At 35.7% G+C, this 26,981-nt stretch carries 29 protein-coding genes; 1 reads left to right on the top strand and 28 read right to left on the bottom strand.

The genetic code is table 11. From position 1 onward, the window contains the following. Positions 1–85: 85 nt before the first annotated feature. The 18 genes from spoVT to metG all read right to left on the bottom strand — a co-directional run bounded on the left by spoVT (position 86) and on the right by metG (position 18,492). The gene (spoVT, locus tag H9636_RS17860; RefSeq protein WP_122972278.1) at positions 86–622 is read right to left on the bottom strand and encodes a stage V sporulation protein T; all 537 of its coding nucleotides are present in this window, start codon (positions 620–622) and stop codon (positions 86–88) included. Positions 623–803: 181 nt separating this feature from the next. Beyond that, positions 804–4,328, bottom strand: coding sequence for a transcription-repair coupling factor (gene mfd / locus H9636_RS17855; protein WP_191708912.1), 3,525 nt, complete (start codon positions 4,326–4,328; stop codon positions 804–806). Between the two features lie 188 nt (positions 4,329–4,516). Beyond that, complete coding sequence (locus H9636_RS17850; protein ID WP_191708911.1) at positions 4,517–4,744, bottom strand: anti-sigma-F factor Fin; 228 nt, start codon at positions 4,742–4,744, stop codon at positions 4,517–4,519. A gap of 74 nt (positions 4,745–4,818) precedes the next feature. Further along, the gene (gene pth / locus H9636_RS17845) at positions 4,819–5,382 is read right to left on the bottom strand and encodes an aminoacyl-tRNA hydrolase (protein WP_191708910.1); all 564 of its coding nucleotides are present in this window, start codon (positions 5,380–5,382) and stop codon (positions 4,819–4,821) included. A gap of 171 nt (positions 5,383–5,553) precedes the next feature. Then, the gene (locus tag H9636_RS17840) at positions 5,554–6,183 is read right to left on the bottom strand and encodes a 50S ribosomal protein L25/general stress protein Ctc (protein WP_191708909.1); all 630 of its coding nucleotides are present in this window, start codon (positions 6,181–6,183) and stop codon (positions 5,554–5,556) included. 183 nt (positions 6,184–6,366) lie between these two features. Next, positions 6,367–7,326, bottom strand: a complete 960-nt coding sequence (locus H9636_RS17835; RefSeq protein WP_122972283.1) for a ribose-phosphate diphosphokinase — start codon at positions 7,324–7,326, stop codon at positions 6,367–6,369. Positions 7,327–7,352: 26 nt separating this feature from the next. Beyond that, positions 7,353–8,723, bottom strand: coding sequence for a bifunctional UDP-N-acetylglucosamine diphosphorylase/glucosamine-1-phosphate N-acetyltransferase GlmU (glmU, locus tag H9636_RS17830; RefSeq protein WP_191708908.1), 1,371 nt, complete (start codon positions 8,721–8,723; stop codon positions 7,353–7,355). A 181-nt stretch (positions 8,724–8,904) separates the two neighbouring features. Next, positions 8,905–9,195 carry a septation regulator SpoVG gene (gene spoVG, locus H9636_RS17825; protein ID WP_122972285.1) on the bottom strand — a complete coding sequence of 97 codons (291 nt, stop codon included), beginning with the start codon at positions 9,193–9,195 and terminating at the stop codon, positions 8,905–8,907. Positions 9,196–9,362: 167 nt separating this feature from the next. Continuing rightward, a complete protein-coding gene (locus H9636_RS17820; protein WP_191708907.1) occupies positions 9,363–9,737 on the bottom strand; it encodes a RidA family protein in 375 nt (124 codons plus the stop codon). Between the two features lies 1 nt (position 9,738). Further along, a complete protein-coding gene (purR, locus tag H9636_RS17815; protein ID WP_191708906.1) occupies positions 9,739–10,566 on the bottom strand; it encodes a pur operon repressor in 828 nt (275 codons plus the stop codon). A 116-nt stretch (positions 10,567–10,682) separates the two neighbouring features. After that, the gene (gene ispE, locus H9636_RS17810) at positions 10,683–11,549 is read right to left on the bottom strand and encodes a 4-(cytidine 5'-diphospho)-2-C-methyl-D-erythritol kinase (RefSeq protein WP_191708905.1); all 867 of its coding nucleotides are present in this window, start codon (positions 11,547–11,549) and stop codon (positions 10,683–10,685) included. A gap of 276 nt (positions 11,550–11,825) precedes the next feature. After that, positions 11,826–12,017, bottom strand: coding sequence for a small, acid-soluble spore protein, alpha/beta type (locus H9636_RS17805; protein WP_122972289.1), 192 nt, complete (start codon positions 12,015–12,017; stop codon positions 11,826–11,828). A 104-nt stretch (positions 12,018–12,121) separates the two neighbouring features. Beyond that, a complete protein-coding gene (veg, locus tag H9636_RS17800; protein ID WP_122972290.1) occupies positions 12,122–12,382 on the bottom strand; it encodes a biofilm formation stimulator Veg in 261 nt (86 codons plus the stop codon). A gap of 147 nt (positions 12,383–12,529) precedes the next feature. Further along, positions 12,530–13,417: a 16S rRNA (adenine(1518)-N(6)/adenine(1519)-N(6))-dimethyltransferase RsmA gene (gene rsmA / locus H9636_RS17795; protein WP_191708904.1), complete on the bottom strand. Its 888-nt coding sequence runs from the start codon at positions 13,415–13,417 to the stop codon at positions 12,530–12,532. Then, positions 13,410–13,976, bottom strand: a complete 567-nt coding sequence (rnmV, locus tag H9636_RS17790) for a ribonuclease M5 (RefSeq protein WP_191708903.1) — start codon at positions 13,974–13,976, stop codon at positions 13,410–13,412. Before rnmV ends, rsmA begins: the two co-directional genes overlap by 8 nt. 190 nt (positions 13,977–14,166) lie before the next feature. Continuing rightward, entirely contained in the window at positions 14,167–15,372 is a 1,206-nt protein-coding gene (locus H9636_RS17785) for a G5 and 3D domain-containing protein (protein WP_191708902.1), read from the bottom strand. A 132-nt stretch (positions 15,373–15,504) separates the two neighbouring features. Continuing rightward, positions 15,505–16,275: a TatD family hydrolase gene (locus tag H9636_RS17780; RefSeq protein WP_191708901.1), complete on the bottom strand. Its 771-nt coding sequence runs from the start codon at positions 16,273–16,275 to the stop codon at positions 15,505–15,507. A 252-nt stretch (positions 16,276–16,527) separates the two neighbouring features. After that, a complete protein-coding gene (gene metG / locus H9636_RS17775; protein WP_191708900.1) occupies positions 16,528–18,492 on the bottom strand; it encodes a methionine--tRNA ligase in 1,965 nt (654 codons plus the stop codon). A gap of 364 nt (positions 18,493–18,856) precedes the next feature. Here metG and H9636_RS17770 point away from each other — a divergent pair, with 364 nt between their 5' ends. Beyond that, complete coding sequence (locus H9636_RS17770; protein WP_122972296.1) at positions 18,857–19,135, top strand: AbrB/MazE/SpoVT family DNA-binding domain-containing protein; 279 nt, start codon at positions 18,857–18,859, stop codon at positions 19,133–19,135. A 76-nt stretch (positions 19,136–19,211) separates the two neighbouring features. Here H9636_RS17770 and rsmI read toward each other — a convergent pair whose 3' ends face one another. From rsmI to H9636_RS17720, 10 genes are all read right to left on the bottom strand, one after another. Next, on the bottom strand, positions 19,212–20,084 hold the full coding sequence (gene rsmI / locus H9636_RS17765) for a 16S rRNA (cytidine(1402)-2'-O)-methyltransferase (RefSeq protein ID WP_191708899.1): 873 nt from the start codon (positions 20,082–20,084) through the stop codon (positions 19,212–19,214). Next, positions 20,084–20,344 carry a GIY-YIG nuclease family protein gene (locus tag H9636_RS17760; protein ID WP_191708898.1) on the bottom strand — a complete coding sequence of 87 codons (261 nt, stop codon included), beginning with the start codon at positions 20,342–20,344 and terminating at the stop codon, positions 20,084–20,086. Before H9636_RS17760 ends, rsmI begins: the two co-directional genes overlap by 1 nt. After that, positions 20,328–21,077, bottom strand: a complete 750-nt coding sequence (locus H9636_RS17755; protein WP_191708897.1) for a tRNA1(Val) (adenine(37)-N6)-methyltransferase — start codon at positions 21,075–21,077, stop codon at positions 20,328–20,330. Before H9636_RS17755 ends, H9636_RS17760 begins: the two co-directional genes overlap by 17 nt. Positions 21,078–21,282: 205 nt before the next feature. Further along, positions 21,283–21,639: a DNA replication initiation control protein YabA gene (yabA, locus tag H9636_RS17750; protein ID WP_191708896.1), complete on the bottom strand. Its 357-nt coding sequence runs from the start codon at positions 21,637–21,639 to the stop codon at positions 21,283–21,285. A gap of 23 nt (positions 21,640–21,662) precedes the next feature. Then, a complete protein-coding gene (locus tag H9636_RS17745) occupies positions 21,663–22,478 on the bottom strand; it encodes a PSP1 domain-containing protein (protein ID WP_122972301.1) in 816 nt (271 codons plus the stop codon). Then, positions 22,471–23,475, bottom strand: coding sequence for a DNA polymerase III subunit delta' (holB, locus tag H9636_RS17740; protein WP_191708895.1), 1,005 nt, complete (start codon positions 23,473–23,475; stop codon positions 22,471–22,473). Before holB ends, H9636_RS17745 begins: the two co-directional genes overlap by 8 nt. Before the next feature lie 92 nt (positions 23,476–23,567). After that, a complete protein-coding gene (locus tag H9636_RS17735) occupies positions 23,568–24,008 on the bottom strand; it encodes a YaaR family protein (protein ID WP_191708894.1) in 441 nt (146 codons plus the stop codon). Positions 24,009–24,142: 134 nt separating this feature from the next. Next, positions 24,143–24,472, bottom strand: coding sequence for a cyclic-di-AMP receptor (locus H9636_RS17730; RefSeq protein ID WP_191708893.1), 330 nt, complete (start codon positions 24,470–24,472; stop codon positions 24,143–24,145). 62 nt (positions 24,473–24,534) lie between these two features. Further along, complete coding sequence (gene tmk, locus H9636_RS17725; RefSeq protein ID WP_191708892.1) at positions 24,535–25,173, bottom strand: dTMP kinase; 639 nt, start codon at positions 25,171–25,173, stop codon at positions 24,535–24,537. Between the two features lie 19 nt (positions 25,174–25,192). Beyond that, positions 25,193–26,617 carry an aminotransferase class I/II-fold pyridoxal phosphate-dependent enzyme gene (locus tag H9636_RS17720; RefSeq protein WP_191708891.1) on the bottom strand — a complete coding sequence of 475 codons (1,425 nt, stop codon included), beginning with the start codon at positions 26,615–26,617 and terminating at the stop codon, positions 25,193–25,195. Positions 26,618–26,981: the final 364 nt, after the last annotated feature.

The raw sequence follows: 26,981 nt of genomic DNA, 5'->3' as shown, positions 1-26,981 counted from the left end.
GCCGGTGAAATTTTACTTTTCGTAAAATTTCACCGGCTTTTTTTATTTAGAGGAGGGTTTTTGTCCCAGCCTCTTTTGTTCTTTATTAGTTTTCCATTTGTTTTGCTAGGAAGTTTGCTGCTGTTTCAGCAGCTTTTTGTTCCACTTCACTTATAAAATGTACTTTCGATAATAAATAGACCGCACCAATGGCATCCCCATTGGAAATAATAGGTGCTACACAATAAGACTTTACTTGCTCATATTGACCAGGTACAAGTTCGATTGTCGCTTCTGTCTTTTCTAAAACTACCGAACGTTGTTTCATAAAGTCTTCCGCAAAAACGGATAATCGACGGTTCGTATATTCCTTCTTCGATAATCCTGCAACTGCAATCATTTCATCTCGGTCACTAATTAGAGCAGGTGTCCCTACCGTTTCATATAATGACTCAACATATTCTTTTGCAAATTCACTTAAATCATTTATTGGCGAATACTTTTTTAAGATAACTTCTCCTTCGCGGTCTGTGTAAATCTCTAGAGGATCGCCTTCACGAATACGCATTGTTCTTCGGATTTCCTTTGGAATAACTACACGACCTAAATCATCAATACGACGGACAATTCCCGTTGCTTTCATATTTTACTGCCTCTCTTTCAAAATCAATTTTCCTTTACATTGATAGTATGGTTATTAATTGGTCAATGTATGCAAAAAGTGAATGAAGAGGATAAAATTCTCATGTTGGCAGTAAAATTGAAAAAATGAATCCAAACATTGTTAATGAGTAGGTTATTGCTATATCGGTATAAATAAGATTTTATTTTTGTACAATTTCTTTTTTAGACTTTGCAGCGATTTCGACCATTTGTTCTAACACATCAAAAGGTAAGAAGCTGCCACATTTTTTCTCATCAATTGTCAAAGTTAATTTGGCACCGTCCATTACAAACCCAACTGCACGATCAAATTTCATTGACTCAGAGACAATATAGCTGCCATCTACATTTTTTGTTCCTTCTTCGGAAAAATAAATCGAAATTGTTTTTTGTTTTTCCTTAATAGCTGTAATTCCAGCTTCTATTGCCCACACTTTCATACGAGCAATACGTAATAGCTTTTCTGTTTCTACAGGTAAATCACCAAAACGATCTAACATTTCATCCATTATTTCCGTATAATCCTCTATTTGTTCCATTGACTTTATACGTTTATACATTTGAATCTTTTGATAACCATCTGGTATATATTGATCCGGTATATAAGCGTCCACATGTAAAATAATTTCTACATCTGGTCTTTCCTCTTTTACTACACCTGTTTGGCGTTCTGCTATTGCTTCTTCTAACATTTGAGAGTATAAATCAAATCCTACCGAATCAATAAATCCATGTTGTTGTGAGCCTAGCAGATTCCCTGCTCCACGAATTGATAAATCACGCATTGCAATTTTAAAGCCGGAACCGAGTTCAGTAAATTCTTTTATAGCTTGCAACCTTTGCTCAGCTACATCTGTTAAAACTTTATCTCTTTGATACATGAAATAAGCATAAGCAATACGATTTGAACGACCTACTCGACCACGTAATTGATACAACTGGGATAGACCCATTCGATCTGCATCATGAACGATTAAAGTATTAACGTTAGGCATATCGACACCCGTCTCTATAATCGTTGTCGTTACAAGTACATCATACTCTCCTTCTAGGAAGTTCAAAATAATGGACTCTAATTGGGATTCGGTCATCTTTCCATGGGCATATCCAACTCTTGCATCCGGTACAAGCATTTGAATTTCCTCTACTTTTCGAGTCATATCTTCTACTCGATTATAAAGAAAGAACGTTTGTCCCCCACGTGCCATCTCCCTTTCAATTGCTTCTCGCACAAGGGCACCACTATATTCCATTACATATGTTTGAACTGGGAAACGATTTTGTGGTGGTGTTTCAATAACCGATAAGTCCCTTACACCTACCATCGACATATGTAATGTACGTGGAATTGGTGTTGCAGTTAGTGTTAAAACATCAACGTTCGTTTTCAATTGTTTTATTTTTTCTTTATGGGTTACCCCAAATCGTTGTTCTTCATCCACAATCAATAAACCTAGATCACGGAACACAACGTCTTTCGATAATACACGATGAGTACCAATAACGATATCAACGGTGCCATCTTTTAAGCCTTTTAATGTCTCCGTTTGTTGTTTTTTTGTACGGAAACGGCTTAATAGACCAATATTTATCCCGTAATCCTCAAAGCGTTCCTGCATTGTTTCAAAATGCTGTTGAGCTAATATCGTCGTCGGTACAAGAAAGGCTACTTGTTTACCGTCCATTACTGCTTTAAATGCAGCACGAATCGCAACTTCTGTTTTACCATAGCCAACGTCACCACAAACAAGGCGATCCATTGGGCGCTCCCTTTCCATATCCCGTTTTACTTCTAGAATGGAACGTAATTGATCTTCTGTTTCCTCGTATGGGAAAGCATCTTCAAAGGCACGCTGCTCATCTGTGTCAGGAGAAAAAGCATATCCCTTTTCTGCTTCCCGTTTCGCATAAAGTTTTATTAAATCATCTGCTATATCTTTAACAGCAGATGATACTTTTGCCTTCGCTTTTTTCCACTCGGCTCCACCAAGTTTATGAAGCTTCGGTTCTTTCCCTTCAGAGGCAACGTACTTTTGAATCAAATCGATTTGCTCAACAGGCACGTACAATTTATCATCTGCTCGATAGCGGATGTTTAAATAATCTTTATGTGTACCATTTACTTCAAGGGTTTCAATACCAATATATTTCCCTATACCGTGATGAACATGTACTACATAATCACCCGGTTTAATTTCGGTATAGCTTTTAATTCGTTCAGCATTGGACATTTTTTGCGGTCTTCGGGGCTTTCTTTTTGCCTGTTGTTTAAACAACTCATCATCCGTTACTACCGCAATTCGTTGTAATGGTAATTCAAATCCAGAAGTTAGTACACCATCAACTAAATAAATCCCCGCATCTGTAGGAGCTCCTAGCAAACTATGAATATTATATTCTTCCAGCATGCTTTGCAATTTTTTAATTCGTTCGTTACCATCCGCAACAAACAATACTGTAAATTTCTCTTGTGTCCATCGCTCTATTTCATTTTGTAAAAGGCTAATTTGCCCATGGAATTGTTGCATTGGTTTACAAGAGAAGTTTGTTGTTTTTTTAAAGGTAATACCCGAAAACGTTCGAGCAAATAATGCAAAATATATTTTTTGCTGTTCCAGCATCGAATGAACTTCTTTAAATGCAAAGGAAGGTTTTACATCATGAACGATTTTCCCTTCTTCTATAAGGGATATAAACCATTCTTCCTCTTCCCGTTCCCACGCATCCATAACTTCTTGAATTCGTCCAAGTTCATCGAATAAAACAATGCCATCCTTCGCAAAATAATCTCCTAGGAAAGTTTGTTCTTCATAAAGAAGGGATCCATATTTCGTAATATGATCCGGAATATTTCCTTGTCTGAGCATCTCAATATCATATTGAATGTTTTGATATAACATTTCTTGCGTTTCTGGCTTTTTTATTTTCTTTAAACTTTTACTTAATGAATTTTCTAGTCTTTCTGCCAATTCAGCCCGTTGACTTGTTGTTAACAATAATTCAGATGCCGGTAAAATACGTACGGAATCCAATTTTTCAATAGACCGTTGATCGTCTGCAGAAAAAGTTCTAATTGAATCGACTTCCGTATCAAATAATTCAATACGAATAGGTGACTCTGCATATGGCGGATAAATATCTAATATTCCTCCACGTAATGCAAACTCACCAGGTGTTGTAACCATTTGGCTTCTTGTATATCCCATTGTCACCAAATGTAATAACCATTCTTCGATTTCAATATCCTTTCCAATTTCAGCTTCCAAATAATAGTTTTTCCACTGTTGAACCGGTGTCATTATTTTTCGCATTCCAGCAATCGGAATAACGTATATCGCTTTCTCTTGTTTCACTAAAAGGTCAAGGGTGGCAATACGCTGTGCCTTTAGTTCCGGCGATGCGATTGTCATATCCGCTGCAATAAATTCATCAGCAGGATAATAATGAACAAACTCTTCTCCCACTAAGGAGGACAAATCATCAACTAATTTTTGTGCTTGTAAAAGGTTTGCAGACAATATATAAAGAGGCTTATTTGTTTCCTTAAATATTGTTTGAAAAAAAACTGGTCTTGCGCTTCCTGTTAAGCCAGTAATAAGTTGAGTGTCATAATTCTTTTCACCAATTTGATTAATTAAACTGTTTATATGTTTATCTTGAGAGAATAGTTGATGAAATACGTTCATTCATAAACCTCCTTCCATCATTCATACTTAATTTATGTAATTAGTAATCAATTACATATCCTAACCGTTTTCTTTTTTATTAAAAAAATAAAGCTGAAAAAGTGGGTGACTTTAAAAAAGAAAGTCGCCCACATATTTTTCAGTAACAAATATAGGTGCAAAATTGTTTTCCATGTTTTCAACTTTACTTATTGCAACCATTTTTTCAGTGCGTAATAATCCGGAAATTGTTTCAATGAATCTTCACAATGTTCACAAATACAATGCACTGTTGTATCACCATGCTCATTTTTTTCAATATAATCGTCTACTTCTCCCACTTCGAATAAATGTAACTTTCGTATAGTTTCATCCGCATCAAAGGGTAATGTCCCAATCTCTGTTTCACAATGACGACAACGATATCGAACAGGCATTAGTATCGTCCTCCTTTAAGTATGTAAAAGCATGTGCTTTCGAATACTCAAAGTATTGACCTAATTTTGCCTATTTATGCACCGTTAAATTCCGTCATCACATCTAAAAACTTTTTGGAAAGTGCTGCTTCTACCGCAGAGACAGTTTTATTAACAGCATCTTCAATAATAGGATCCTCTTCTTTTGAAAATTTCGCTAATACATAATCCGTAACTTTCATCCCGGCAGGGGGACGATTAATTCCTACTCGAATGCGATTAAACTCTTGAGTTCCTAAATGCTGTATTAAAGATTTAATTCCATTATGTCCACCAGCACTACCTTTTTGTCTTAAACGGAGTTTTCCTGTTTCTAAATCTAAATCATCATATATTACAATGATGTCTTCTAAAGCGATATCAAAATAATCCATTAATGGGCGAACACATTCACCTGATAAATTCATATATGTTAGAGGTTTTAACAAAATGACTTTTCCTTCAGGTCGATGAATGCTTGCATACATTCCATTAAATTTTAATTGATTCAATGGCGAACCCCATTTTTCCGCTAATGCATCAATACATTCAAATCCAATATTATGTCGTGTATGTTCATATTGTTTCCCGGGATTCCCTAATCCAATAATTAATTTCATGATTACTCATCCTTTTTTCACTAATCGTAGCCTATTTTATCATACGCTGTGTTGAAAAAGAAAAAACAAGTATTGTTATGTAATGATTATTTGTTAAAGGTTTCATTTATTTTTATTTATCAAAAAAATAAAAATAAAAATGTATGAGTATAAAACTCATACATTTCTTTTTTAGCTTTCTGACTCTGGCGCTTCTGTTGCTTTAATATCTTGATTCTCATCATCACCTTGACCAGCCGTATCATCATTTACTACTACTGGTGGTGTAATCGTTACTACCGTCTCTTCATCTTGATTTAATATTTCATATTGAAGACTACTACGAATATCCCCTACAGAGATTGAATCGTTCATTGCTAAATTAGAAATATCCACGTCAATTGATTCTGGAATATTTGAAGGCTTGACCTTAATTTTTAATACTCGAATTGGTTGAGTTAAAACGCCACCTTCTTTTACACCAATTGCTTCGCCCACAGGAGTAATCGGTACTTCCACTTCTAACTCTTCTGACATATTAATGGATAAGAAGTCCACATGTTTCACTGTTCCTTTAAGTGCACATCTTTGAACTTCATTTAATATCGCATTTAATTGTTTTCCTTCTACATCAATTTTAAAGACTGCTGTACGCCCATATTGTTGAACTGCTTTTGCAGTATCTTTGTAATCGATAAATACAGGAATCGCATCGACATTATACCCATAAATAATGGCAGGTAATTTTCCTTCATTTCGTAGTTTCGTTAATGTTGAACGAGCTCCTATATCACGTCGAGTTGCTTGTAATACTATATCCAAAAAAATCGCTCCTTTCAGAATTCATGACTATACTATTATGTCTTTTTTTCTGAATACTAAACTCTCTTATTGGACAAATTTGTATATTCAATTAACATTTTCAATTTACTTTATATAATAACTCTTTCTATTAAGTCATAAAAAAAGAGACAAGGCTACTAGTAGCCTTGTCTATCTATAGGATTAATCGAATAATGTACTTACAGATTTGTTTTCATAAACACGAGAAATAGCTTCTGCCATTAAATTCGCTACTGAAAGTTGTTTAATTTTTGGAGACACTTTATCTTCAGTAAGTTGAATAGTATTTGTTACAACTAATTCTTTAATTGCCGAGTTTTCAATGCGTTCAATAGCTGGACCTGATAAAACAGGGTGAGAACAACATGCATAAACTTCTTTAGCACCAGCTTCAATCAATGCATTTGCACCAATTGTAATTGTACCTGCAGTATCAATAATATCATCAATTAAGATACAAACTTTTCCTTCAATATTCCCAACAATGTTCATTACTTCCGCCACATTTGGTTTTGGACGACGTTTGTCGATAATCGCAATTGGAGCTTTTAAGCGTTCTGCCATTTTACGAGCACGAGTAACTCCACCGTGGTCCGGGGATACAACGACAAGATCTTCTGGATTTAAGTTTTTTGATTTAAAGTAAGTAGATAAAATCGGTACTGCTTGTAAATGGTCAATTAAAATATCAAAGAAACCTTGAATTTGTGGTGCATGTAAGTCTAATACGATTACACGGTCAGCACCTGCAGTTTCTAATAAATTTGCTACTAATTTAGCTGTAATTGGTTCACGAGCTTTTGCTTTACGGTCTTGGCGTGCATACCCATAATAAGGGATAACTACGTTAATTGTACGAGCAGAAGCACGTTTTACAGCATCAATCATAATTAAAAGTTCCATTAAATGTTCATTTACAGGAGCAGAAGTAGATTGAACGATGAAAACGTCACAACCACGGATACTTTCCTCAATACTAATTTGAACTTCTCCATCACTAAAATGTTTAACTGATGATTTACCAAGTTCAACACCCATCAATTCCGCAATTTCTTGTGCTAAAGGGTAATTAGAATTTAAAGAGAAGATTTTAAGTTTTGTGTCAGCATATTGATACGGCATGATGGCCTCCTAATAGTTTTACAAATTTATTTTGAATTTAATTTCTTTGCATAATCAAGTTTATTTTCTTGTCTAGAACGCGCAATTGCCAACGCGTCTTCTGGTACTTCTTTCGTAATCGTAGAACCAGCTGCTATAAACGAACCTGCACCTAATTTAACAGGTGCTACTAAATTTGAATTACATCCTACAAAAACATTATCTTCAATTACTGTTTTAAATTTATTTTTACCATCATAATTAACTGTAATGGAACCACATCCGATGTTTACATTGTTTCCTACTTCCGCATCACCAATGTAGCTTAAATGGGAAACTTTTGTATCATCACCTAGTGTGCTTTTCTTCACTTCAACAAAGTTGCCAATTTTTACGTGGTTACCTAATTGAGAATCAGGACGTAAATGAGCAAATGGTCCAACTGCAGTATCTTCTCCTACAACACTGTCTGTTGCGACAGAATTTTGTACGATTGAGCGATCACCGATTTGACTATTAACAATAGTAGAGTTAGGACCGATAATACAATCACTACCAATTATCGTTTTTCCCTCAATCATGACACCGGGTTTAATGACAGTATCACTACCAATTACTGCATCTGCACTAATCGAAGTAGTGGAAGGATTAATAATCGTTACACCATTACGCATATGTTTCTCATTAATACGAGTACGCATAATTTCCTCTGCTTGCGCTAGTGCTACACGATCATTTACTCCCAATGTTTCATCAAAATTAGAACAAGTATATGCTGATACAATTTCACCTTGTTGTTGTAATATTTCAATGACATCTGGTAAATAATATTCACCTTGTGCATTTTCATTTTTAACAAGCTTCAATGCTTCGAATAATGCTTTGTTATCAAAGCAATATGTGCCAGTGTTAATTTCATTAACTAACTGTTGTTCAGGTGAAGCATCTTTTTGCTCTACAATTTGTTCTACTTGGCCATTCGCTCCACGAATCACACGACCATAACCTGTTGGATTATCAGCAACGGCTGTTAAAATCGTCGCTTTCGCCTTTTGGTTTTGGTGGTGTTCAAATAACGCTTTCATTGTTTCAGGACGAATTAAAGGAGTATCTCCACAAACAACTAACGTTGTTCCTTCCAATGAACCTAAAATCGCCTCTGCTTGAATGACAGCATGTGCCGTACCAAGTTGTTCCTCTTGTAGTACATATTCACTTTTATCGCCCAATTGATCTTTTACTTTATCCGCTCCGTGACCAACAACAGTAACAATACGGTTCACATTCAAAGTTTGAATGTTTTCAACAACATGTTCTACCATTGGTTTTCCACATACAGGATGGAGCACCTTATATAATTTGGACTTCATGCGAGTTCCTTGACCAGCAGCCAAAATGACTGCAAAAATGTTCGTCATTCTAAGTCCTCCAATTTTACTCATATTCTCTTATGACTATATAGTAAATTCACCCGATTTTCAAGGCTTCCAGACTTGACAAATCCATGACATCCTTATTTGGCAATTCCTTCATTTTTTCTATTACTTTTATATAAAAAAAAGAGACTACTCTAGGTGAGTAGTCCCTTCATTTTTAATATTATGCATTTGCCTCTTCAAGTTGAAGTGCTTCTTCTTCACTAGAAGCGTGATAAGCAGCTAATACAACATCTTGAAGTTTATTTCTTGTTTCAGAATTAATAGGGTGTGCAATATCACGGAATTCTCCGTCTGGTGTACGCTTGCTTGGCATAGCCACAAATAAACCATTATTTCCATCAATCACTCGAATATCATGAACCACGAATTCATCATCTAGTGTGATGGAAGCAATTGCTCGCATGCGCCCATCAGTTTGAACACGTCTTAATCTTACATCAGTAACTTCCATTCTCTCACTCCTCTCTTCTAGGATGCCTTTTAAAGATATGATTCTACAAAAATTTCTTTTTTCCTTCTTATTTTATAAAATTTTCGAAAAAATGAGAAATATTTTTTATATAAAAAAAATGACGAACTACTACTAAAGTAATTCATCACTTTTTTCTGTTAAACTAGTTATTCCACTACTGCAATTACTTCAATTTCTACTTTTACATCCTTTGGTAATCTAGCGACTTCTATTGCTGATCGTGCAGGTTTATGATCTCCGAAATGACTAGCATACACTTCATTCATTGCTGCAAAGTCATTCATATCTGCTAAAAAGACAGTTGTTTTTACAACATGATTTAAAGAACTTCCAGCTTCTTTTAATACTGCTTTCAAGTTCTCAAATACTTGATTTGTTTGAGCTACAATGTCACCTTCTACTAATTCGCCTGATGCTGTTAACGGAATTTGACCAGAGCTGTAAAACATTCCATTTACGATGATTCCTTGAGCGTATGGTCCAATAGCTGCCGGTGCATTTTTAGTTGATACAGTTTTCATTTTATATGCCCTCCTTTAAAAAGTAATTCCCTTCACTTAAAGCAATGGTGCGATCTTTTTCATTTACGGCATGAAGTTTCACTAAAGAGTAGTAATCATCAACAAGCGTTTCATCTGCATGTTCTGCTTCTACAAGAACTGCAATTCCTGCAAGTTCACAATCAAACTCTTCCAATAAATTTTTCATTCCGTTCATCGTACCCCCGACTTTCATAAAATCGTCGGTAATGAGCACACGTTGCCCACTCTTCATGCTGCGTTTAGAAAGTACCATCGTTTGAATGCGACGGGAAGAACCTGATACATAATTAATACTTACTGTTGAACCTTCTGTTACTTTACTATCACGACGTACAACTACAACCGGAACATTTAAGTGTCTAGCGATTGAATGTGCTATCGATATTCCTTTTGTTGCCACTGTCATAATGACATCAATATGTTGATCAGCAAAGATGCTCGCAAATACTTTCCCTACTCGATTCATAAGCTCCGGATTACCGAGTAAATCCGTCATAAACAAATATCCACCTGGTAATAAGCGGTCTGATTGGCTTAGTTCTGAAATTAATATCTGAATGATATCCCGAACTTCTTCCTTTGACATTTTAGGAATATATTTTACCCCACCTGCCGCTCCAGGTACTGTCACCAACAACCCGATTCCTTTTTCTTCAAACGTTTCTTTTACAATCGTTAAATCTTCACTAATAGATGATTTAGCAGATTGATAAGTTTCAGAAAAATAAGTTAGCGGGATCAGCTGATGTGGATGCTCAAGTAAATAATAAGTCATATCAACTAGCCGTTCACTTCGCTTCCATTTCATGCGATCCTCTCCTAAACATTAAATTTGTACTTCAAGCTTATTTAAATTTTTATGCCATACTTTTCATTAATCAATAGACGAATAATTTATAGAAAAAGTATCATAAATGTACGCATTTAAGCAAGTGAATTTCTTTCCCCTAATAAACGAACTGCAAAAACTTCATCGCAAAAACCGCGCAAACCATTATAAATACGAGGAAGTCTTGACTCGTTATCAACTAATCCAAATACTGTTGGACCACTTCCACTCATTAAAACTGCATCCGCACCAAAACGTTTCATTTGTTCCTTAATCGTGACAACTTCCGGATGAAGTTCAAAGGTAACGGATTCAAGTACATTTCCTACAGTTTCACACATTAAGAAATAATCATTTTTTTCAATCGCTTCGATCATTTGACTTGTATTAGGGTGCTCAACCTCATCAACATTAAGTCCACCATAAACTTGCGCTGTTGAAACGCCAATTTTCGGTTTTGCTAAAACGACCCAGCATGTTGGGGGTGCAGGAAGGTGTTGGATCTTTTCTCCCCGTCCAGTCGCTAGTGCAGTTCCCCCATAAACACAAAAGGATACATCCGAACCAATTTTAGCTCCTAATTCCGCTAATGTATCAATGGATAAGTTTAAATGCCAAAGGTCGTTCAATCCTTTTAATGTGGCAGCAGCATCACTACTACCACCCGCAAGACCAGCTGCGACCGGAATTTCCTTATCAATTACAATTGTGACACCTTCTTTAATTCCGTATGTATCTTTCATTAATTGAGCTGCTTGATAAGCTAAATTTCGATTGTCATCTGGAATAAATCCATTCGTAGAATTTATTTTAATTTGTCCATCTTTACGAGACTCTAATCCAATGCGGTCTGATAAGTCAACCGTTGTCATAATCATCTCTACTTCGTGGTAATTATCAGGACGTTTATATAAAACATCTAAAGTTAAATTTATTTTCGCTGGCGCTTTCACATAAAGCATACCGTGTCCTCCTCGATTGGCAACCAAATCTATAGTGAAACCCTTTTGTTTTCATATTTTTAAATTAAACTCATTCAGAGCAAGTTCACCATACACATAAAAAGGTCCATTATGTAGTCAGCTTCATTACTTCCATATATTTTACCATATCGCAAACAAAAGTGTCTTAAACCCGTTTTACGAATTAGTTTAAACGTTTTATTCAAAAGTTATCAATAAAAAAGCAAAAGCCAATAAATCCTTTTCAGGACTTATTGGCAAAATGTCAACTACTACTTATTTTTGATTGTTTTGGTTTTGCTGTGCTAGGCCTTGTTCGGCCATTTCAATTGCTCGCTTTACCATGTTACCTGCATCACGTGATTTTATTCCGCCCCAGCCTTCACGTTCGACTACATCATAAAATCCGAGTTCCTTGGCTATCTCTTCTTTTAGACGACTCGACATGATTCCTTTTCTTCTGGCCATGCAGTTATTCCTCCTTCAAAATAAGTAGGTTGACAACCGTAGTATGTGCTAAAGAAAACAAAAAACACTCAAAAAAAATGAGTGTTTTAAAAATACAAATAAAACTATTTGGCAATGGCAACTTGCACATCATCTAAAAATGTTATTTCTACTGCTTCAGTTAAAATATCTGTGTAGCTATAAGAAACGCGTTTACATGCGTTATCTTCTTGATCGAGCTCAACTACAAATACCGCGTGATAAGTTTCACTAAGTACTCCATCACACTCAACCGTTTTCTTGCGACCTCCGTTTGCTTTTAATCGCAAACGTTTACCCAAATGACAATCTAGAGACTTTTTAATGTCAGCTAACGTTTTTGGCATTTTCGCATACACCTCACTATACCTAGTATAGCCCATTATTGGTTACTTGTCAACAAATTATAATATTTTATCAGCAGATAAAATTGTTGTCAACTTATTTTGCATAAAAAAGTATCTAAATTTATTAAAAAAATAACACGTTTCATATTATTGTGTATTGCAAAAATGCGGATAAAGTGCATCTGCTAATTTTGCAAACTCTTCGATAGATAAAGTTTCTCCTCTTCTTACTGGTTCAATACCACATTGTTCAAGGGCATCTAATATTTGTTGTTTCTTTTCTTTTCCGGAAGGAAGACCTGATTGTAAATTGTTTAAAATCGTTTTTCTACGTTGTGCAAAGGATGTGCGGGTAACCTCAAATAAGAAATCCTCATTAATTACTTTTACTGGAGGTTCATCATGCTTAATTAATCGAATGACAGCAGAATCAACATTTGGTTGTGGCATAAATACAGTTTTTGGTACAACCATCGCCACTTCTGCTTTTACATAATATTGAATTGCAATTGATAATGAGCCATACTCCTTTGTACCAGGTTTTGCTGTTATACGATCAGCAACTTCCTTTTGCATCATAACGACAAAGCCACGAATTGGTAGACGGTCATTTAATAATTTCATTAAAATCGGTGTTGTCACATAATAAGGTAAGTTTGCCACTACCATAATATCCTCAATACCTGGCATCTCTTCCGCTATTACTTTCTCCACGTCTGCTTTTAATATATCAGAATGAATAATTTTAACGTTATCGTACGGGCTCAATGTATCTTCTAACACCGGTAGCAATCGCTGATCAATTTCAAAAGATACAACTTTTTTTGCTGCACGGGCTAGATGTTCAGTTAGTGCCCCGATGCCCGGCCCAATCTCGATGGCCCCACTGTCTTTCGTTAAATTGGCATGACTTACGATATTTCTTAATATATTAGGATCTATTAAAAAATTTTGTCCTAAACTTTTTTTAAATGAAAATCCATATTTATTTAAAATTTCCTTTGTACGGATTGGTGTTGCGATATCTTTATACATTTTGCTCCTCCTGATCTAGTTGGGCTACTGCTTGACCAAATTGTTCAACAGTAATTTGAAACATTGTGAGTCGTTTATGCAATTGTTTGCCATTTGTCATTCCGATATTCAAAATTTCACCTAATCGAAGGCGGCGATTTTTAGATTGGGGATGTCCAATTAATCGAGCAACGAATAAATCTTCCATTGTAATTTCGTTTTCTATATGACTATGGAGATTCGGTGTATATACATTCCTTAAAGCCTCTCGAATATCTTCATCCTGAGCATGTTCAATTCCAAGCCCTTTACCGTTTTTGGCAATGGTCTTTTCTTTAGCTAAAAAGGCGTGCTTTACTCCAGGTACTCGTTCCTCAATAATGGCGCGAATACGTCTCCCAGGGTAATCCGGATCCGTAAATACAATAACACCTCGTTTTTGTTGAGCGTGTTCAATACGCCGAAGCGTTTCCTCCGAAATAGCAGAACCATTTGTCTCAATTGTATCAGCGTTAACAGCACGTTTAATAGCCGTTGTATCATCTTTTCCTTCTACAACGATGATTTCTTGTATATTCAAAAATATACCCCTCTTTTCAAACAATCTGTGACTATAATAACATACAATAGTGTAATCGTCGTTTTCGTAATTTATAATCCTTATTCGTTCAAATAATAAGGCTAAAAATAAAGAGTCTTCCTGTTTACAGACAGGAAGACTCTTCTAACATTTTGGTTGAGTACACTAATCTTTTGAAAGCTTAATAGACTTAATTTAAAACTTTAATGCGGACTTTTTTACGTCCCCATTTATTTGCTTCTTGTTTAGAACCTACAAAGACATCAATTTTATTTCCTTGAATAGAGCCACCCGTATCGGCAGCAATGGCATTACCATAACCTTCAACCCATACTTTTGTTCCTAATGGAATGACACTTGGGTCTACCGCAATAACTTTCATACCAGAATTTGCTTTTAAGTTAAGGCCAGTAGCAGAAACGCCTGAACATCCTTTACAGTCTGCAGTATAAGCAGTAGCTGTTACATAAAATTCTTTGCTTTTCTTTGAAGAAGAACTATTACCACGAGAAACTGTAGCTGTAACTACCTTTGTACCAACTGCAACAACTTCTGTTTTTGGTTCTTTTAAAACTTCTTCCGTTTTTAATTTTTTATCTACTACTTTACCATTTTCTTTCGTCACTTCATAAGTGCGAGCTATTTTTCCTTCCTCGCCCTCTGTGACTACCTTTTCTTTCCCTTTTAGTAACGAAGAGTCTGATTTCGTCTCTACTGCGAAATCTACCGATTCTTCCACTACATCGGTAACCTTTTCTACACGAACAACTGTGATTTTATCCTTTGGAGTGATAACAGCCTCCAAATCATTTTCAACACGATCAAACTCATTAAGCTGAATTCCCTGTTGTTTCAAAAAGTTAGCGACCGTAGTCGAAGTGGACCAAACTTGTCTTTCCTTTAAACCATCGACAAGCGTTAACTGAAACGCCTTTTGAATATCGATTTTGTTATCTGCTCCTACTTCTGCGTCCAAAGCAACTGATAATTTATCATGCTCTGTTACTTCGATATTTGCTTCTTCCAAAATGTTCTTCACTTTATTTTCAGTTGTCCAAACTTTTGACTCTTTTCCGTCAACTGAAATAATTACTTCTTTAGCTTGTTCCCAATCAATCGTCATTCCACTGACGATCTTGGTGTTCAGTGAGGGTGATACTTTATCATATTCAGAAATGGCAATACCTTCTTGTTGTAAAAGTTCGCCTACTGTATTTGCATGTGTTAATAATTCTTGTTCTTTACCGTTTGCATTTACAACAACCGACTCTTTTGTTCCTTGATAAGCAACAAAAGAAACTACTGAAACAAACAGGATAAGAGATATAATTCCTACCACTGTTCGCTTACTCCTCAATGATCCTGAGAACAAGTTTTTCATGGAAATTTTTGACATGAATAACGCCTCCTTGACACTCGTTGGATTATACGGGCTACTTTTTTAGCTGTCAACTAATTAAAATTTTTTAAAAATAGTCCATTTTATTTTAATCCGTCTTAAACGCAGTATTGGAGACGTTTCGGATTATTATTCATCGAGTTTAAAAAATTTAATAGCATTTGAAGTTGTGACTTTAGCAACTTCTTCAACTGTTAACTCTTTTTGACGAGCAATTTCTTCTGCAACTAATGGTACATAGGACGGTTCATTCCGTTTACCTCTGTAAGGATGGGGTGCCAAATATGGAGCATCCGTTTCAATCATCAAATGCTCTAACGGAATTTCTTTCGCTACTTCTTTTGGTTGGCGTGCATTTTTAAATGTTACAGGACCACCTAAACTAATCATGAAATTCATTGCAATACACTCTTTGGCAGTTTCTACACTACCGCTAAAGCAATGCATAACGCCCCCGACCAATGCCGCATTTTCTTCCCGTAAAATTTTTACAACATCCCCAGTTGCTTCACGATTGTGAATGATGATAGGTAGTTTTAACTTTTGTGCTAGATGAATTTGTTTACGAAATAATTCTTGTTGAACATCTTTAGGTGATTTGTCCCAATAGTAATCCAAACCCGTTTCTCCAATACCGACTACTTTTGGATGGGAGGCAAGTTGTTCAATCCACTCCAAATCTTCTGGAGTACAATCGATTGCATCAACAGGATGCCATCCAATCACTGCATAAATAAATTCGTATTCATCTGCTAGTTCCATGGCTTTTTCAATTGTTTTTCGATCAAAGCCGACTACAACCATTTTTTCAACTTTCGCTTTAATTGCTCTCTCGATAACTTGTTGCAAATCTTCTTCATATTGATCTGCATTTAAATGGACATGTGTATCTATAAACATCATCATTCTCCTCACTCATTTTATTGGAATAAAATATTTCTTAGTTGACATTAAAATTACAGATTTATTACACGGATAACTTTTTATGTCATAATGAATATATTTCATTACATTTTTTTAATAACATTTACCTATTTCGACAGATTATTTTTTCACCTTTATTATGACAATATAGTTTTAAAGTCACAAATTTTTCGAGTGAAAAGCCTGCTGAACTTATCTTGTCCAACAGGCTTAAAAAGCAGAAATTCATTATTTAACTTTTGCTCCATTTTGAAGCTTTGGATCTACTGTAGCCAGAGTTAATACCCCATCGTGGGAACCTGCTAAAATCATTCCTTGTGAAAGCTCACCCCGTAGTTTAACTGGTTTTAAGTTTGCCACAACTATGACTTTTTGCCCAACTAACTCCTCAGGTTTATAATATTGGGCAATACCCGATACAACTTGACGTTGTTCGTATCCAAGATCCACTTGTAGTTTTAATAATTTATTCGCTTTAGGAACTGGTTCGCAAGCCATTACCGTTGCAACTCTCAAATCAATTTTCATAAAGTCATCAATCGAAATTTCAGGAACATCTGGAACTTCAATTTCCGTCTTGCTCTCTTCTTCTTGTGGAGTTTTAACAGAAGCTCTCATTTGTTCTCTTATATAAGCAACTTCGACTTCTACATCTAAGCGTGGGAAAATTGGTATACCCTTTTCTACTACTTTTATATTTTCAGGAATAACATTTCCGAATGTTTCAATTGTTTCCCAATTTAAATAAGATTCGTCTAAACCTAATTGTTCGACAATTTGTTTAGGTGTTGACGTCATAAATGGTTGTAACATAACTGCAATATGGCGTAAACTTTCGGCTAAATTATACATAACTGCCGCTAATTTACTTTTATTTTCATCATCCTTAGCTAATACCCAAGGCTGTGTTTCATCAATATATTTATTCGTACGTGAAACAAGTGACCAAACATCGGATAAAACAACACTAAACTGCATTTTCTCCATATTTTGTTCATAGATTAAACGCGTTTCTTTTGCATGTATTTTAAGGGCCGCATCAAACTCAGTTTCTACAAGGTTCTCTGTTGGAATAATCCCATCAAAATACTTATTCATCATTGAAACTGTACGATTCAATAAATTTCCTAAGTCATTTGCTAAATCAAAATTCGTTCTTTCAACAAATGATTCTGGAGAAAATACACCATCAGCTCCAAAAGGTAATTCACGAAGTAGGAAATATCTTGTTGCGTCTAATCCATAACGCTCGATTAACATCTCTGGATAAACGACATTCCCTTTTGATTTTGACATTTTTCCATCTTTCATCATGATAAAACCATGGGCAAATACTTTTTTTGGTAATGGTAAATCTAAAGCCATTAAGAAAATTGGCCAATAAATCGTATGGAAGCGAACAATATCTTTCCCTACAACATGTACATCAGCCGGCCAGTATTTATTAAATAATTCTTCGTTATCTGATCCGTATCCTAAAGATGTTATATAGTTTGTTAAAGCGTCCACCCAAACATAAATTACATGCTTTGGATCTCCCGGTACTTTAATACCCCAATCAAAAGAAGTTCTTGAAACGGATAAATCCTCTAAACCAGGCTTGATAAAATTATTAATCATTTCATTTTTACGGGATTCAGGTTCGATAAATTCAACATTTTCTTCGTAATATTGTAATAATCGGTCTGCATATTTCTTCATATTAAAGAAATATGACTCCTCTTTTACTTTATGGACCGGACGTCCACAATCAGGGCAGTTTCCATCTACTAACTGGGTTTCAGTGTAAAAAGATTCACAAGGTGTACAATACCAGCCTTCATATTCCCCTTTATAAATGTCTCCATTATCAAGGAATTTTTGGAAGATTTTTTCTACACTTTTTGTATGGCGTTCCTGTGTAGTTTGAATAAAGTCATTGTACGAAATATCCATTAAAGACCAAAGTTTTTTCGCTGCATCTGCAATTTCATTAACGTATTCTTGCGGATGCTTCCCTGCCTCCGATGCCTTTTCTTGAATCTTTTGTCCATGCTCGTCCATTCCCGTTAAAAAACGAACATCATATCCTCTTAATCGCTTATATCGTGCCATCGTATCTGATGCCACAGTCGTATAAGCTGTGCCGATATGAAACTTACCACTGGGATAATAAATTGGGGTTGTTATATAAAATGTATTCTTTTCACTCACTTAAAATGGCCTCCATTGTCAAACTGTATAGTGTTTATTTTATCGAAGTAAGAAAATTGTTTCAATGAAAGAATATTATTACAGAATGTTGTCGAAAAATACTACTAGTAAAAGGTGTAAATTTGTTGAAACTTTCCAACTAAAATGACCGTTTTATATTAATAATCTATATTTTTTATTCAGAAATCCTATTTATGTATCAAATGTTCACAACTATTTCACATCAATTTTAAACCATTAATGCTAAATAATTGACGTTTATGGCATTACTTGGTATGATTCTAATCAGACAGAGAATAATGTCGAATTTTGGCGAAACAAAATAAAATAATATATTAAACAATCCATAGGAGGAAATATTGTCATGAAATCAACAGGTATCGTTCGTAAAGTCGATGAATTAGGACGTGTAGTTATTCCGATCGAGCTTCGTCGTACATTAGGCATTGCAGAAAAAGATGCGTTAGAAATTTACGTTGATGACGATAAAATCATTCTTAAAAAATATATGCCTAACATGACTTGTGCTGTAACTGGTGAAGTTTCCGATGAAAACTTCCGTCTTGCTGGAGGCAAATTAATTTTAAGTCCAGAAGGTGCAGAGATTTTAATGAAAGAAATTCAACAACATATTTCTAAGTAAAAGCTATAAAAAAAAGCGTTGCTAACTTTTTAATCCTAAAAAATAGCATACGCTTTTTTTATTTTTATCATACTATTTATACATGATATTGCTGATAAACATCTCTTTTTGCTATCCCTCTAAGTTTAGCAACTTCTTTAATGGCTTCTTTTGAATTCATCTGTTTTTCCTCTATAAGATAGTCCACGTGTTCTACAAGAGATAAACTAGTCCAATAAGCATCTTGTTCCTCTTCTAATTCACCATTTATATTACCTTCAAGGATGACACAAAATTCTCCTCGAATTTCATTTTCAGTCACCCATTGAACTGCCTCTGTAATTGTACCGCGCAAAAATTCTTCAAATTTTTTTGTTAATTCTCGGGCTAGAACAATTTTACGATTTCCTAGAACAAGTTCCAAATCCTTTAGCGTTTCCTTTAAACGATGAGGAGCTTCGTAAAAAATTATTGTTTCCTCTCGCCTCGCCAATTTTTCCAACTGTTGACGACGTTCCTTTTTATGACGATTTAAAAATCCAAAGAAATAAAATGGCTGCGGTGCAATACCTGATGCAATTAATGCTGTTAATGCTGCATTTGCACCCGGTACAGGAACAACAGCAAAATCCTCCTCTATAGCTTTAACCACAATGTCGGCTCCTGGATCTGAAATACATGGAAGACCTGCATCACTTACTAGAGCGACCGTTTTTCCTTCCCGAAGGAAACCTAACAGTTTTTCCCCTCCATGCTCTAGATTATGTTCATGATAGCTTACTAAAGGGGTTTGAATATCAAAGTAATTACATAGTTTTTTTGTATTACGTGTATCTTCTGCGGCAATAACATCTACCTCTTTTAAAATACGCAATGCACGTACTGTCATATCTTCTAGGTTCCCTATAGGGGTTGCAACTAAATAAAGACAGCTTCCCAGTTCATGTTGACTGCTCTTTTGTGATTTCATCAAACGTCTCTCCCAATATATTTCAGTTTTTCGCTTCGTTTCAATTGTTTAAAAGCATACTCTGCTCGCATTGCCTCTTGTTTTGTAGCATACGTTTCAAAATAAATACACTTCACAGGGCGATGAGCCTTCGTATATTTAGCACCCTTTCCCGCATTATGTGTTGCTACACGTTTCTCCAAATTGTTTGTATAGCCTGCGTAAAGGGACTGATTCGCACATTCTAAAACATAAAAGATATGGTTATTTTTTGTCTCCATAAAGAATTTCACTCACTTCATCGGTATATTGATCGTTATCATCATATACGTACAATGGTGGCAATACTTTCAAATCAGGTTTCCCATCCTTTATCCCTTCTATTAATAAAGTATTTGCTTCTTTCCCGAATTTAGGATACACGAAGCGTATACGTTTAGGTTCAAGACGATTGGCCCTCATTGAAGTAACAATATCCAATAGCCTTCCTGGACGATGAACAAAAGCAGCTTTTCCACCTTGCTTTAATAATCGACTAGCAGACTCAATTGCCTCATCTAAAGTTAAATAAAGCTCATGTCTAGCGATGGCATAATGTTCACTAATGTTTTTATCACTTAATTCATGGGCTAAAAAATATGGTGGATTACATGTAACAACATCATACTTTTCAATTCCTAGTTGGGGAGGTATTTCTTTTACATCCCCCTGAACCATTTTAATTTGCCCTTCCAATCCATTGTACTCTATACTTCGCACAGCCATATCATATAGTCTATGTTGTAATTCAACCCCTATAATATCTGCTTTTGTACGTGCACTTAAAAATAGAGGTATTACCCCATTTCCCGAGCATAGATCAACAATTTTCCCCTTATTTCTAGGAACACTAACAAATCTTGATAATAATACCGCATCTAATGAAAAAGAAAATACGGACGGACTTTGAATAATTCTTAAATCTTCAGCCAATAAATAATCCAGCCGTTCATCATCCTTTAACCATTGCTCCACAAAATACCCCTCCATACAAAACTCTTCTCAAAAGAAAAGACTGAAAACCACCTTTGTGGTATCAGCCTTTTGAACAAAATTTTTGGCGTATCGGCACGTCTTTAATGCATTTATGTATGCCTTTTAAATCATAATCTATGACATCACCAAACAATCCCTTTATCCGATTTACGAACTTTTTGAGTTTTAGTAAATAGAACAAGGTTTAAGCATTTTGTTTATTTAAAAACGATAGACAAAACAAGCAATCTTCACCTTTTCGAGAACTACCAAAATGAACGTGACAAACGTGGAACCCTTCTTGGTAAAGACGCGCTAAATTATCATATCCTTCTCCAATATCTAACAAGCTCATTTTTTCAGTTTCGCTACGTTCATCTGAAGAATCGTTGGATAAAAGCTCTTCTAGACGTCTACGAAGGTGAAGATTTTCCGTTTGAATTGCCTGATGATCTTCTACCATATGTGCAACATATTTTTTTAAATCGTTATATTGTTGCTGTAGCGATTCGAGCTGTCGTTCGAATTCCATAACCGAATCTAAGAAATTGCGGTCCTTCACTCAAAACCACCCCACTTGTTCATCTATATCAAATTTTTCTCGCATTCAATAATTTCGTCTAATGTATATTCAACAGTACGTTCCTGTTCTTCTAAAAAAACTTGAATTAAACGTTCTAATACGTTTATTCCAACTACTTTACCTGGGCCATCGGGAGTCATTGTAGAGTCTCCGATATCTGGCATACCTTCTTTGGCCACTTCATAATCGTCATTTTCATATTTTAAACAACACATTAAGCGTCCGCATAGGCCGGAAATTTTTGTTGGGTTGAGTGATAAATTTTGATCCTTCGCCATTTTAATCGAAACGGGGTCAAAATCACCTAAAAATGTTGAACAGCATAACATTCTTCCACAAGGACCTATCCCACCAAGTAATTTCGCCTCATCACGTACACCAATCTGTCGTAATTCAATACGTGTACGGAAAATAGAAGCTAAATCCTTTACTAACTCACGGAAATCGACCCTTCCCTCGGCAGTAAAGTAAAATATTATTTTATTACGATCAAATGTATATTCAACATCAACAAGCTTCATTTCAAGATTATGTTCGCTAATTTTTGTACTAGCAAGTTCAAAAGCTCGTTGTGACTCTTGTGTATTTTCTTCGACTTGGATGCGATCTCGTTCATCGGCGGGGCGTAATACTTGTTTTAAAGGTAAAACAACATCATTTTCTCCCACTTGTTTCATTGGCACGACGATCTTTCCATATTCAACCCCTCTTGCAGTTTCTACAATGACATATTGCCCTTTTTCTAGTAGAAATACGCCGGGGTCGAAATAATATATTTTACCCGCCTTTTTAAAGCGGACTCCAACTACATTATACAAATGTATACCCCTCCTGCAGGTTAAGCATTAACTGCTCCATCATCAGCGTTCGATTCATATTACGCCCTAAATTTTGCCTTGCTTGCAATATTGCTTGCATTTGGTTGGACAAACGGTCATACGTTGTTTGCAACGCTTGTTCCTTCCAGCTTTGCAACATATCTGGATATGTACAAGAGCTTTCAGGATTCGCCTTTATAGCTACAATATCACGATATGCAAAAAGTAGTAAATCTAACGCTTGCTCCATCTCTTCTTTTTCTTTAAAAGAAGGTATCCAATCTTCGTACACAACTAATAAGGCCTCATGTACATTTTTCCTTACTGTCTCCACTAATTTTAACACTGTTTTTCTTGTATGTGCAAACTGCTCATTATTAGCTAATGAAATAGCAGTTTCTATACTATTGGTAACCATACTAACCGTTGAAGCCATCGAGAAAGTAATACCTTGTTCCTGGAGTTGCTTTAATAAAATTTCTCTTGGGATGGAAGCAAATTTTATATGCTGGCAACGGGATTGAATTGTAGGAAGAATTGACTGATAACTTTCCGTTAACAACAAAGCCGTTACGTCACCTTCGGGTTCTTCTAAAAATTTCAGTAATGTATTAGCAGAAGATGTGTTCAGACGGTCTGCATGGTGTAGAACGTAAATTTTACGTCCTTCCTCAATACTCGTTTTTGTCATGCCAGAAATTAGGTCTCGAATTTGGTCGATTTTGATAAATTGTCCGTCTGGTTCTAGCTGTTTTACATTAGGATGATTACCAGAATCAATCCGTTTGCAGTTTCGACATGTTTCACATGGAACATTTTTCGACGGGTTCAGACATAATAATAGTTTTATGAAGAATATTGCGATATCTCTTTTTCCTGTTCCTTTTTCCCCATCAAAAATATACGCATGGCCTGTTCTATTTTTTTCAAAAATCGTTTGCAACTGCTTCATCACTACTGGTTGTATCACCTTTAGTTCTTCCACATTTCCTGCCATTTCTTTCACCTTTTTTCTTAACCTACTAATTCTTCTTTTTTATTTCTTTTAGAAAAAATCCCGTGTCCCATACAGGAAAGAAGACACGGGTTTTACATATATAAATTAACTAACAATCCTTTAATTTCTCCAATTTTATCAAGCAAATCGATTGTATCCTTCTCTTCGCTTAAAATATCTTGTGCAAGTTCAACTAAACGTTCATCAATTGTTTCCACAATTTTTAAACGGCGCCCTTCTCCAAAACGATTCCACGTATGAGACTGTTTCATATCTAAACCATACTCGACTGTCTCTTGTAAAAAACGTTTAATAAGCATTTTAAAACGAGTAAGTTCCCGTAAGTTACGAGATTTTGCAACACGATCACCAGCAGCAGAAATATCGCCCATTAATCTTGTTAACTGCTCTGTTTGTAATTTCGAGCCGTGTTTGACAAGAATTTCACCGAAACGATTTCCAGATTGGTTCATTTGTTTTAACTCGTTAGAATTAGTTTTTAAACCTACACTTAAATTTTGATTTATCTTCAATACCTTTCGCCTCCACCCAATCCCCATAAAGAGCTAGTGTCTATGCATAGATTTGGCATTCAAAAGTCATATCTATGCTGTCTAGCCAAACCTATTCGTTAATCCGATTATAAAACACTTATAACAGAATAGGGTTAGAAATGGTGGAACTGTTCAATAGGTAATACAAACACTGTAGCTCCCCCAACTTCAACTTCAATGGGATACGGGATATAAGAGTCTGCGTTACCACCTAATGGAGATACAGGTGATACCATCTGTTCACGGGAACGGCAATTATCTCGAATAATATCAAGTAATTGAGGAATTAATGAATCCTCTGTCCCAACAATAAAGGTTGTATTTCCTGATCGTAAAAAACCACCAGTACTTGCTAATTTTGTCGCACGAAAATTATGCTTCGTTAATGCACTAGACAAACGGTTACTATCTTGGTCCTGAACGACTGCAACAACTAACTTCATCCGTACTCACTCCCCATATATTGAATTGGTGTTCTTATTATAGCATACATAGTATGCCTACTTCATTTACTTTCCTCTAAAGTCTCACTTAAAAGATGCCAAACTTCTTCTACTACTTTATCCACCGGCTGGTTAGCATTAACTACTTTAATTCTATTAGGATAACGCTTTACTAATAGTTGATAACCTTCTCTTACTTTTTCGTGAAAAGATAAGCTCTCTACATCAAGTCTATTCACTTCCCTTTCATTGTGTGAATGAATTCGGGCTAGTCCAACTTGCGGATCTAAATCAAATAAGATTGTCAAATCCGGCATTCTTTTTCCAATGGCGAATTCATTAATCGCTAAAACCTCATCTATTCCAATTCCACGGGCATATCCTTGATAGGCTAGGGAAGAATCGATAAAACGATCACATAGTACCAGCTTACCCTTTTTGATTGCTGGTTCAACTTTTTCAAAGAAATGTTGACTCCTTGCAGCGGCATATAATAAAGCCTCAGTTCTCTCGTCCATAGCGGTATGATCAGGATTTAATATAACTTCACGGATTTTTTCCGCAATTTCAATACCACCCGGCTCCCTTGTTGCTAATATATCGATGTTTAGCTGTTGGAGACGCTCCACTATTTTAGTTAAAATTGTCGTTTTCCCTGCCCCCTCTGGACCTTCAAACGTTATAAATAAGTTTCTTTTCATTTCTATATTCCTCCGGCTGTTACTTTATGACGTAAATGAGCTTTTCGCTTAGGCGATGTTGTCCTTGAAAAGCTGCACCTACAGCAAGCAACTCTTCTAATTGGCTTAATTTTGATACTGTTATTTTTTCCCCAGGTAAAAATAAAGGTACTCCAGGTGGGTAAGGAATCAGCATACTTGCCGAGATTCGACCGATAGCCCGCATATAAGGGACCCATTCCTTTTCTAACTGTTCTATTTCATCATAGGAGTATTCTGGAATCGAAACTGTCGTAAGTTCCTGATTTGATGCTACTGACTTTATCTCAGTTGTTTTCTCTTTTTTCAATGTTGTTAGCGCCTCTTTAAAACGTATACGTGCATCTGCAAAGGAATATGGCTGCCCATGTTTTAATAACGGTAAAATGACAAGTACCTGATATAGGTCTGCTAATTCTACATAAACACCGTGCTTTTCAAGTGCCTCCTTTAACTGAAAACCACTTCTACCAGGTAACCGAATGATAAGTTTTAACGGATCATCTACTTCGATTACTTGGAGCGGGTGTAGTGAGCGTAATGCTTCAATCCATTGATTACGTTTTTCTATTAAATATACGGCATCACTTTCTAAATAACTACTTACATAATCTCTAGCATCGTCGAGAGAAGCAAGTAGTAAATAGGATGGGCTGCTTGATTGTAACATTCGTAAATAATGATTTACTCTTTCTACGTTAACCAGTTGAGAGTTCACATGTAAAAAGGAAGCCATTGTCATCGCAGGTAACGTTTTATGGGCTGATTGAACAACAATATCTGCCCCTAACTGCAAAGCAGATGTTGGAAACTTTTTACTTGCTATGAAATGGGCACCATGGGCCTCATCAATTAATACGGGAATGTTCATTGCGTGGCACATGTCTATTTGTTGTTTTAACACTTCTTCTCCTGCTACTCCATAATATGTTGGATAGGTTAGTAAAACGGCTTTGGCATCAGGATGAAGTTGAAGTGCCTCCTGTAAAGTGGCTGTCGGTACTTCTCCTGCTGTTAAAGACACTTCATCCCATCTAGGAGCAACAAATATTGCTTTAGCACCAATCAACTCTAATCCATGGAAAATAGATTTATGCGCATTTCTCTGTACGATAATTTTGTCGTTTCTTTTACACGTTGCATAAATCATTGCTAAATTACCAACTGTTGAACCATTTACTAAAAAAAAGCTATGTTGAGCACCATAAGTTTTTGCTAATAAATTTTCCGCTAGTTTTATCGCTTCTTCAGGATGGTGATAATCATCCAATCCAGTTAATTCTGTTAAATCATATGTAAGAGCAGTTTTTATTTCATTTGGTAATGACGATAATAAACCGCTTTTATGTCCTGGAACATGCCAACTTAACGGCTTTTGTTCTACAAAATGTTGTAAAGCCGTAACGATCGGTCTTTCCCTTTTCATTGTCTCACTCCGTTCATTTCTCTTTCTATATTATAGTGCTTCTATAGAATTCACGCACGATTTTGAATGTATTTAAAACAATACGTTATCTTTTATTCTCTCTCTTTAGCAATTATCGTCATACTGAAACCTTATATTATGTGCTCTTTTTCAATAACACTTTCTATTTCTAATTAATTTTATTAAATTTATTTCCTCTTTAAGGATCTTTGGGGTATTAAAAAAGACTACTGAAGTTCAGTGGTCTCTAATGCCTAGCGACTTCCCACTCTCACAGGGACAACCCCCAACTACCATCGACGCTTTCTCGAAGCGCGATGACACGTCGGAAAACGGCGTCATCTACGTCGGTCCGATGCTCATG

This window comes from Ureibacillus galli, assembly GCF_014836845.1.
GTDB classification, from domain to species: Bacteria; Bacillota; Bacilli; order Bacillales_A; family Planococcaceae; genus Ureibacillus; species Ureibacillus galli.
Note: the sequence above shows the minus strand (reverse complement) of the source record. Positions and strands in the feature narration are given on the sequence as shown.

Bases quoted from the DNA above. Each gene is read 5' to 3' on its own strand.
- rsmA (WP_191708904.1), bottom strand. From the start codon at position 13,417: ATGTATAAAGATATCGCAACACCAATCCGTACAAAGGAAATTTTAAAT.
- H9636_RS17760 (WP_191708898.1), bottom strand. From the start codon at position 20,344: ATGGAGACAAAAAATAACCATATCTTTTATGTTTTAGAATGTGCGAAT.
- H9636_RS17780 (WP_191708901.1), bottom strand. From the start codon at position 16,275: ATGTTTATAGATACACATGTCCATTTAAATGCAGATCAATATGAAGAA.
- spoVG (WP_122972285.1), bottom strand. From the start codon at position 9,195: ATGGAAGTTACTGATGTAAGATTAAGACGTGTTCAAACTGATGGGCGC.
- purR (WP_191708906.1), bottom strand. From the start codon at position 10,566: ATGAAATGGAAGCGAAGTGAACGGCTAGTTGATATGACTTATTATTTA.
- glmU (WP_191708908.1), bottom strand. From the start codon at position 8,723: ATGACGAACATTTTTGCAGTCATTTTGGCTGCTGGTCAAGGAACTCGC.
- ispE (WP_191708905.1), bottom strand. From the start codon at position 11,549: ATGCTTTATGTGAAAGCGCCAGCGAAAATAAATTTAACTTTAGATGTT.
- rsmI (WP_191708899.1), bottom strand. From the start codon at position 20,084: ATGAAATCACAAAAGAGCAGTCAACATGAACTGGGAAGCTGTCTTTAT.
- H9636_RS17835 (WP_122972283.1), bottom strand. From the start codon at position 7,326: ATGCCGTATCAATATGCTGACACAAAACTTAAAATCTTCTCTTTAAAT.
- pth (WP_191708910.1), bottom strand. From the start codon at position 5,382: ATGAAATTAATTATTGGATTAGGGAATCCCGGGAAACAATATGAACAT.
- H9636_RS17785 (WP_191708902.1), bottom strand. From the start codon at position 15,372: ATGTCAAAAATTTCCATGAAAAACTTGTTCTCAGGATCATTGAGGAGT.
- H9636_RS17770 (WP_122972296.1), top strand. From the start codon at position 18,857: ATGAAATCAACAGGTATCGTTCGTAAAGTCGATGAATTAGGACGTGTA.
- veg (WP_122972290.1), bottom strand. From the start codon at position 12,382: ATGCCAAAAACGTTAGCTGACATTAAAAAGTCTCTAGATTGTCATTTG.
- H9636_RS17730 (WP_191708893.1), bottom strand. From the start codon at position 24,472: ATGAAGTTAGTTGTTGCAGTCGTTCAGGACCAAGATAGTAACCGTTTG.
- mfd (WP_191708912.1), bottom strand. From the start codon at position 4,328: ATGAACGTATTTCATCAACTATTCTCTCAAGATAAACATATAAACAGT.
- H9636_RS17805 (WP_122972289.1), bottom strand. From the start codon at position 12,017: ATGGCCAGAAGAAAAGGAATCATGTCGAGTCGTCTAAAAGAAGAGATA.
- spoVT (WP_122972278.1), bottom strand. From the start codon at position 622: ATGAAAGCAACGGGAATTGTCCGTCGTATTGATGATTTAGGTCGTGTA.
- H9636_RS17850 (WP_191708911.1), bottom strand. From the start codon at position 4,744: ATGCCTGTTCGATATCGTTGTCGTCATTGTGAAACAGAGATTGGGACA.
- H9636_RS17820 (WP_191708907.1), bottom strand. From the start codon at position 9,737: ATGAAAACTGTATCAACTAAAAATGCACCGGCAGCTATTGGACCATAC.
- H9636_RS17720 (WP_191708891.1), bottom strand. From the start codon at position 26,617: ATGAAAAGGGAAAGACCGATCGTTACGGCTTTACAACATTTTGTAGAA.
- holB (WP_191708895.1), bottom strand. From the start codon at position 23,475: ATGGCAGGAAATGTGGAAGAACTAAAGGTGATACAACCAGTAGTGATG.
- tmk (WP_191708892.1), bottom strand. From the start codon at position 25,173: ATGAAAAGAAACTTATTTATAACGTTTGAAGGTCCAGAGGGGGCAGGG.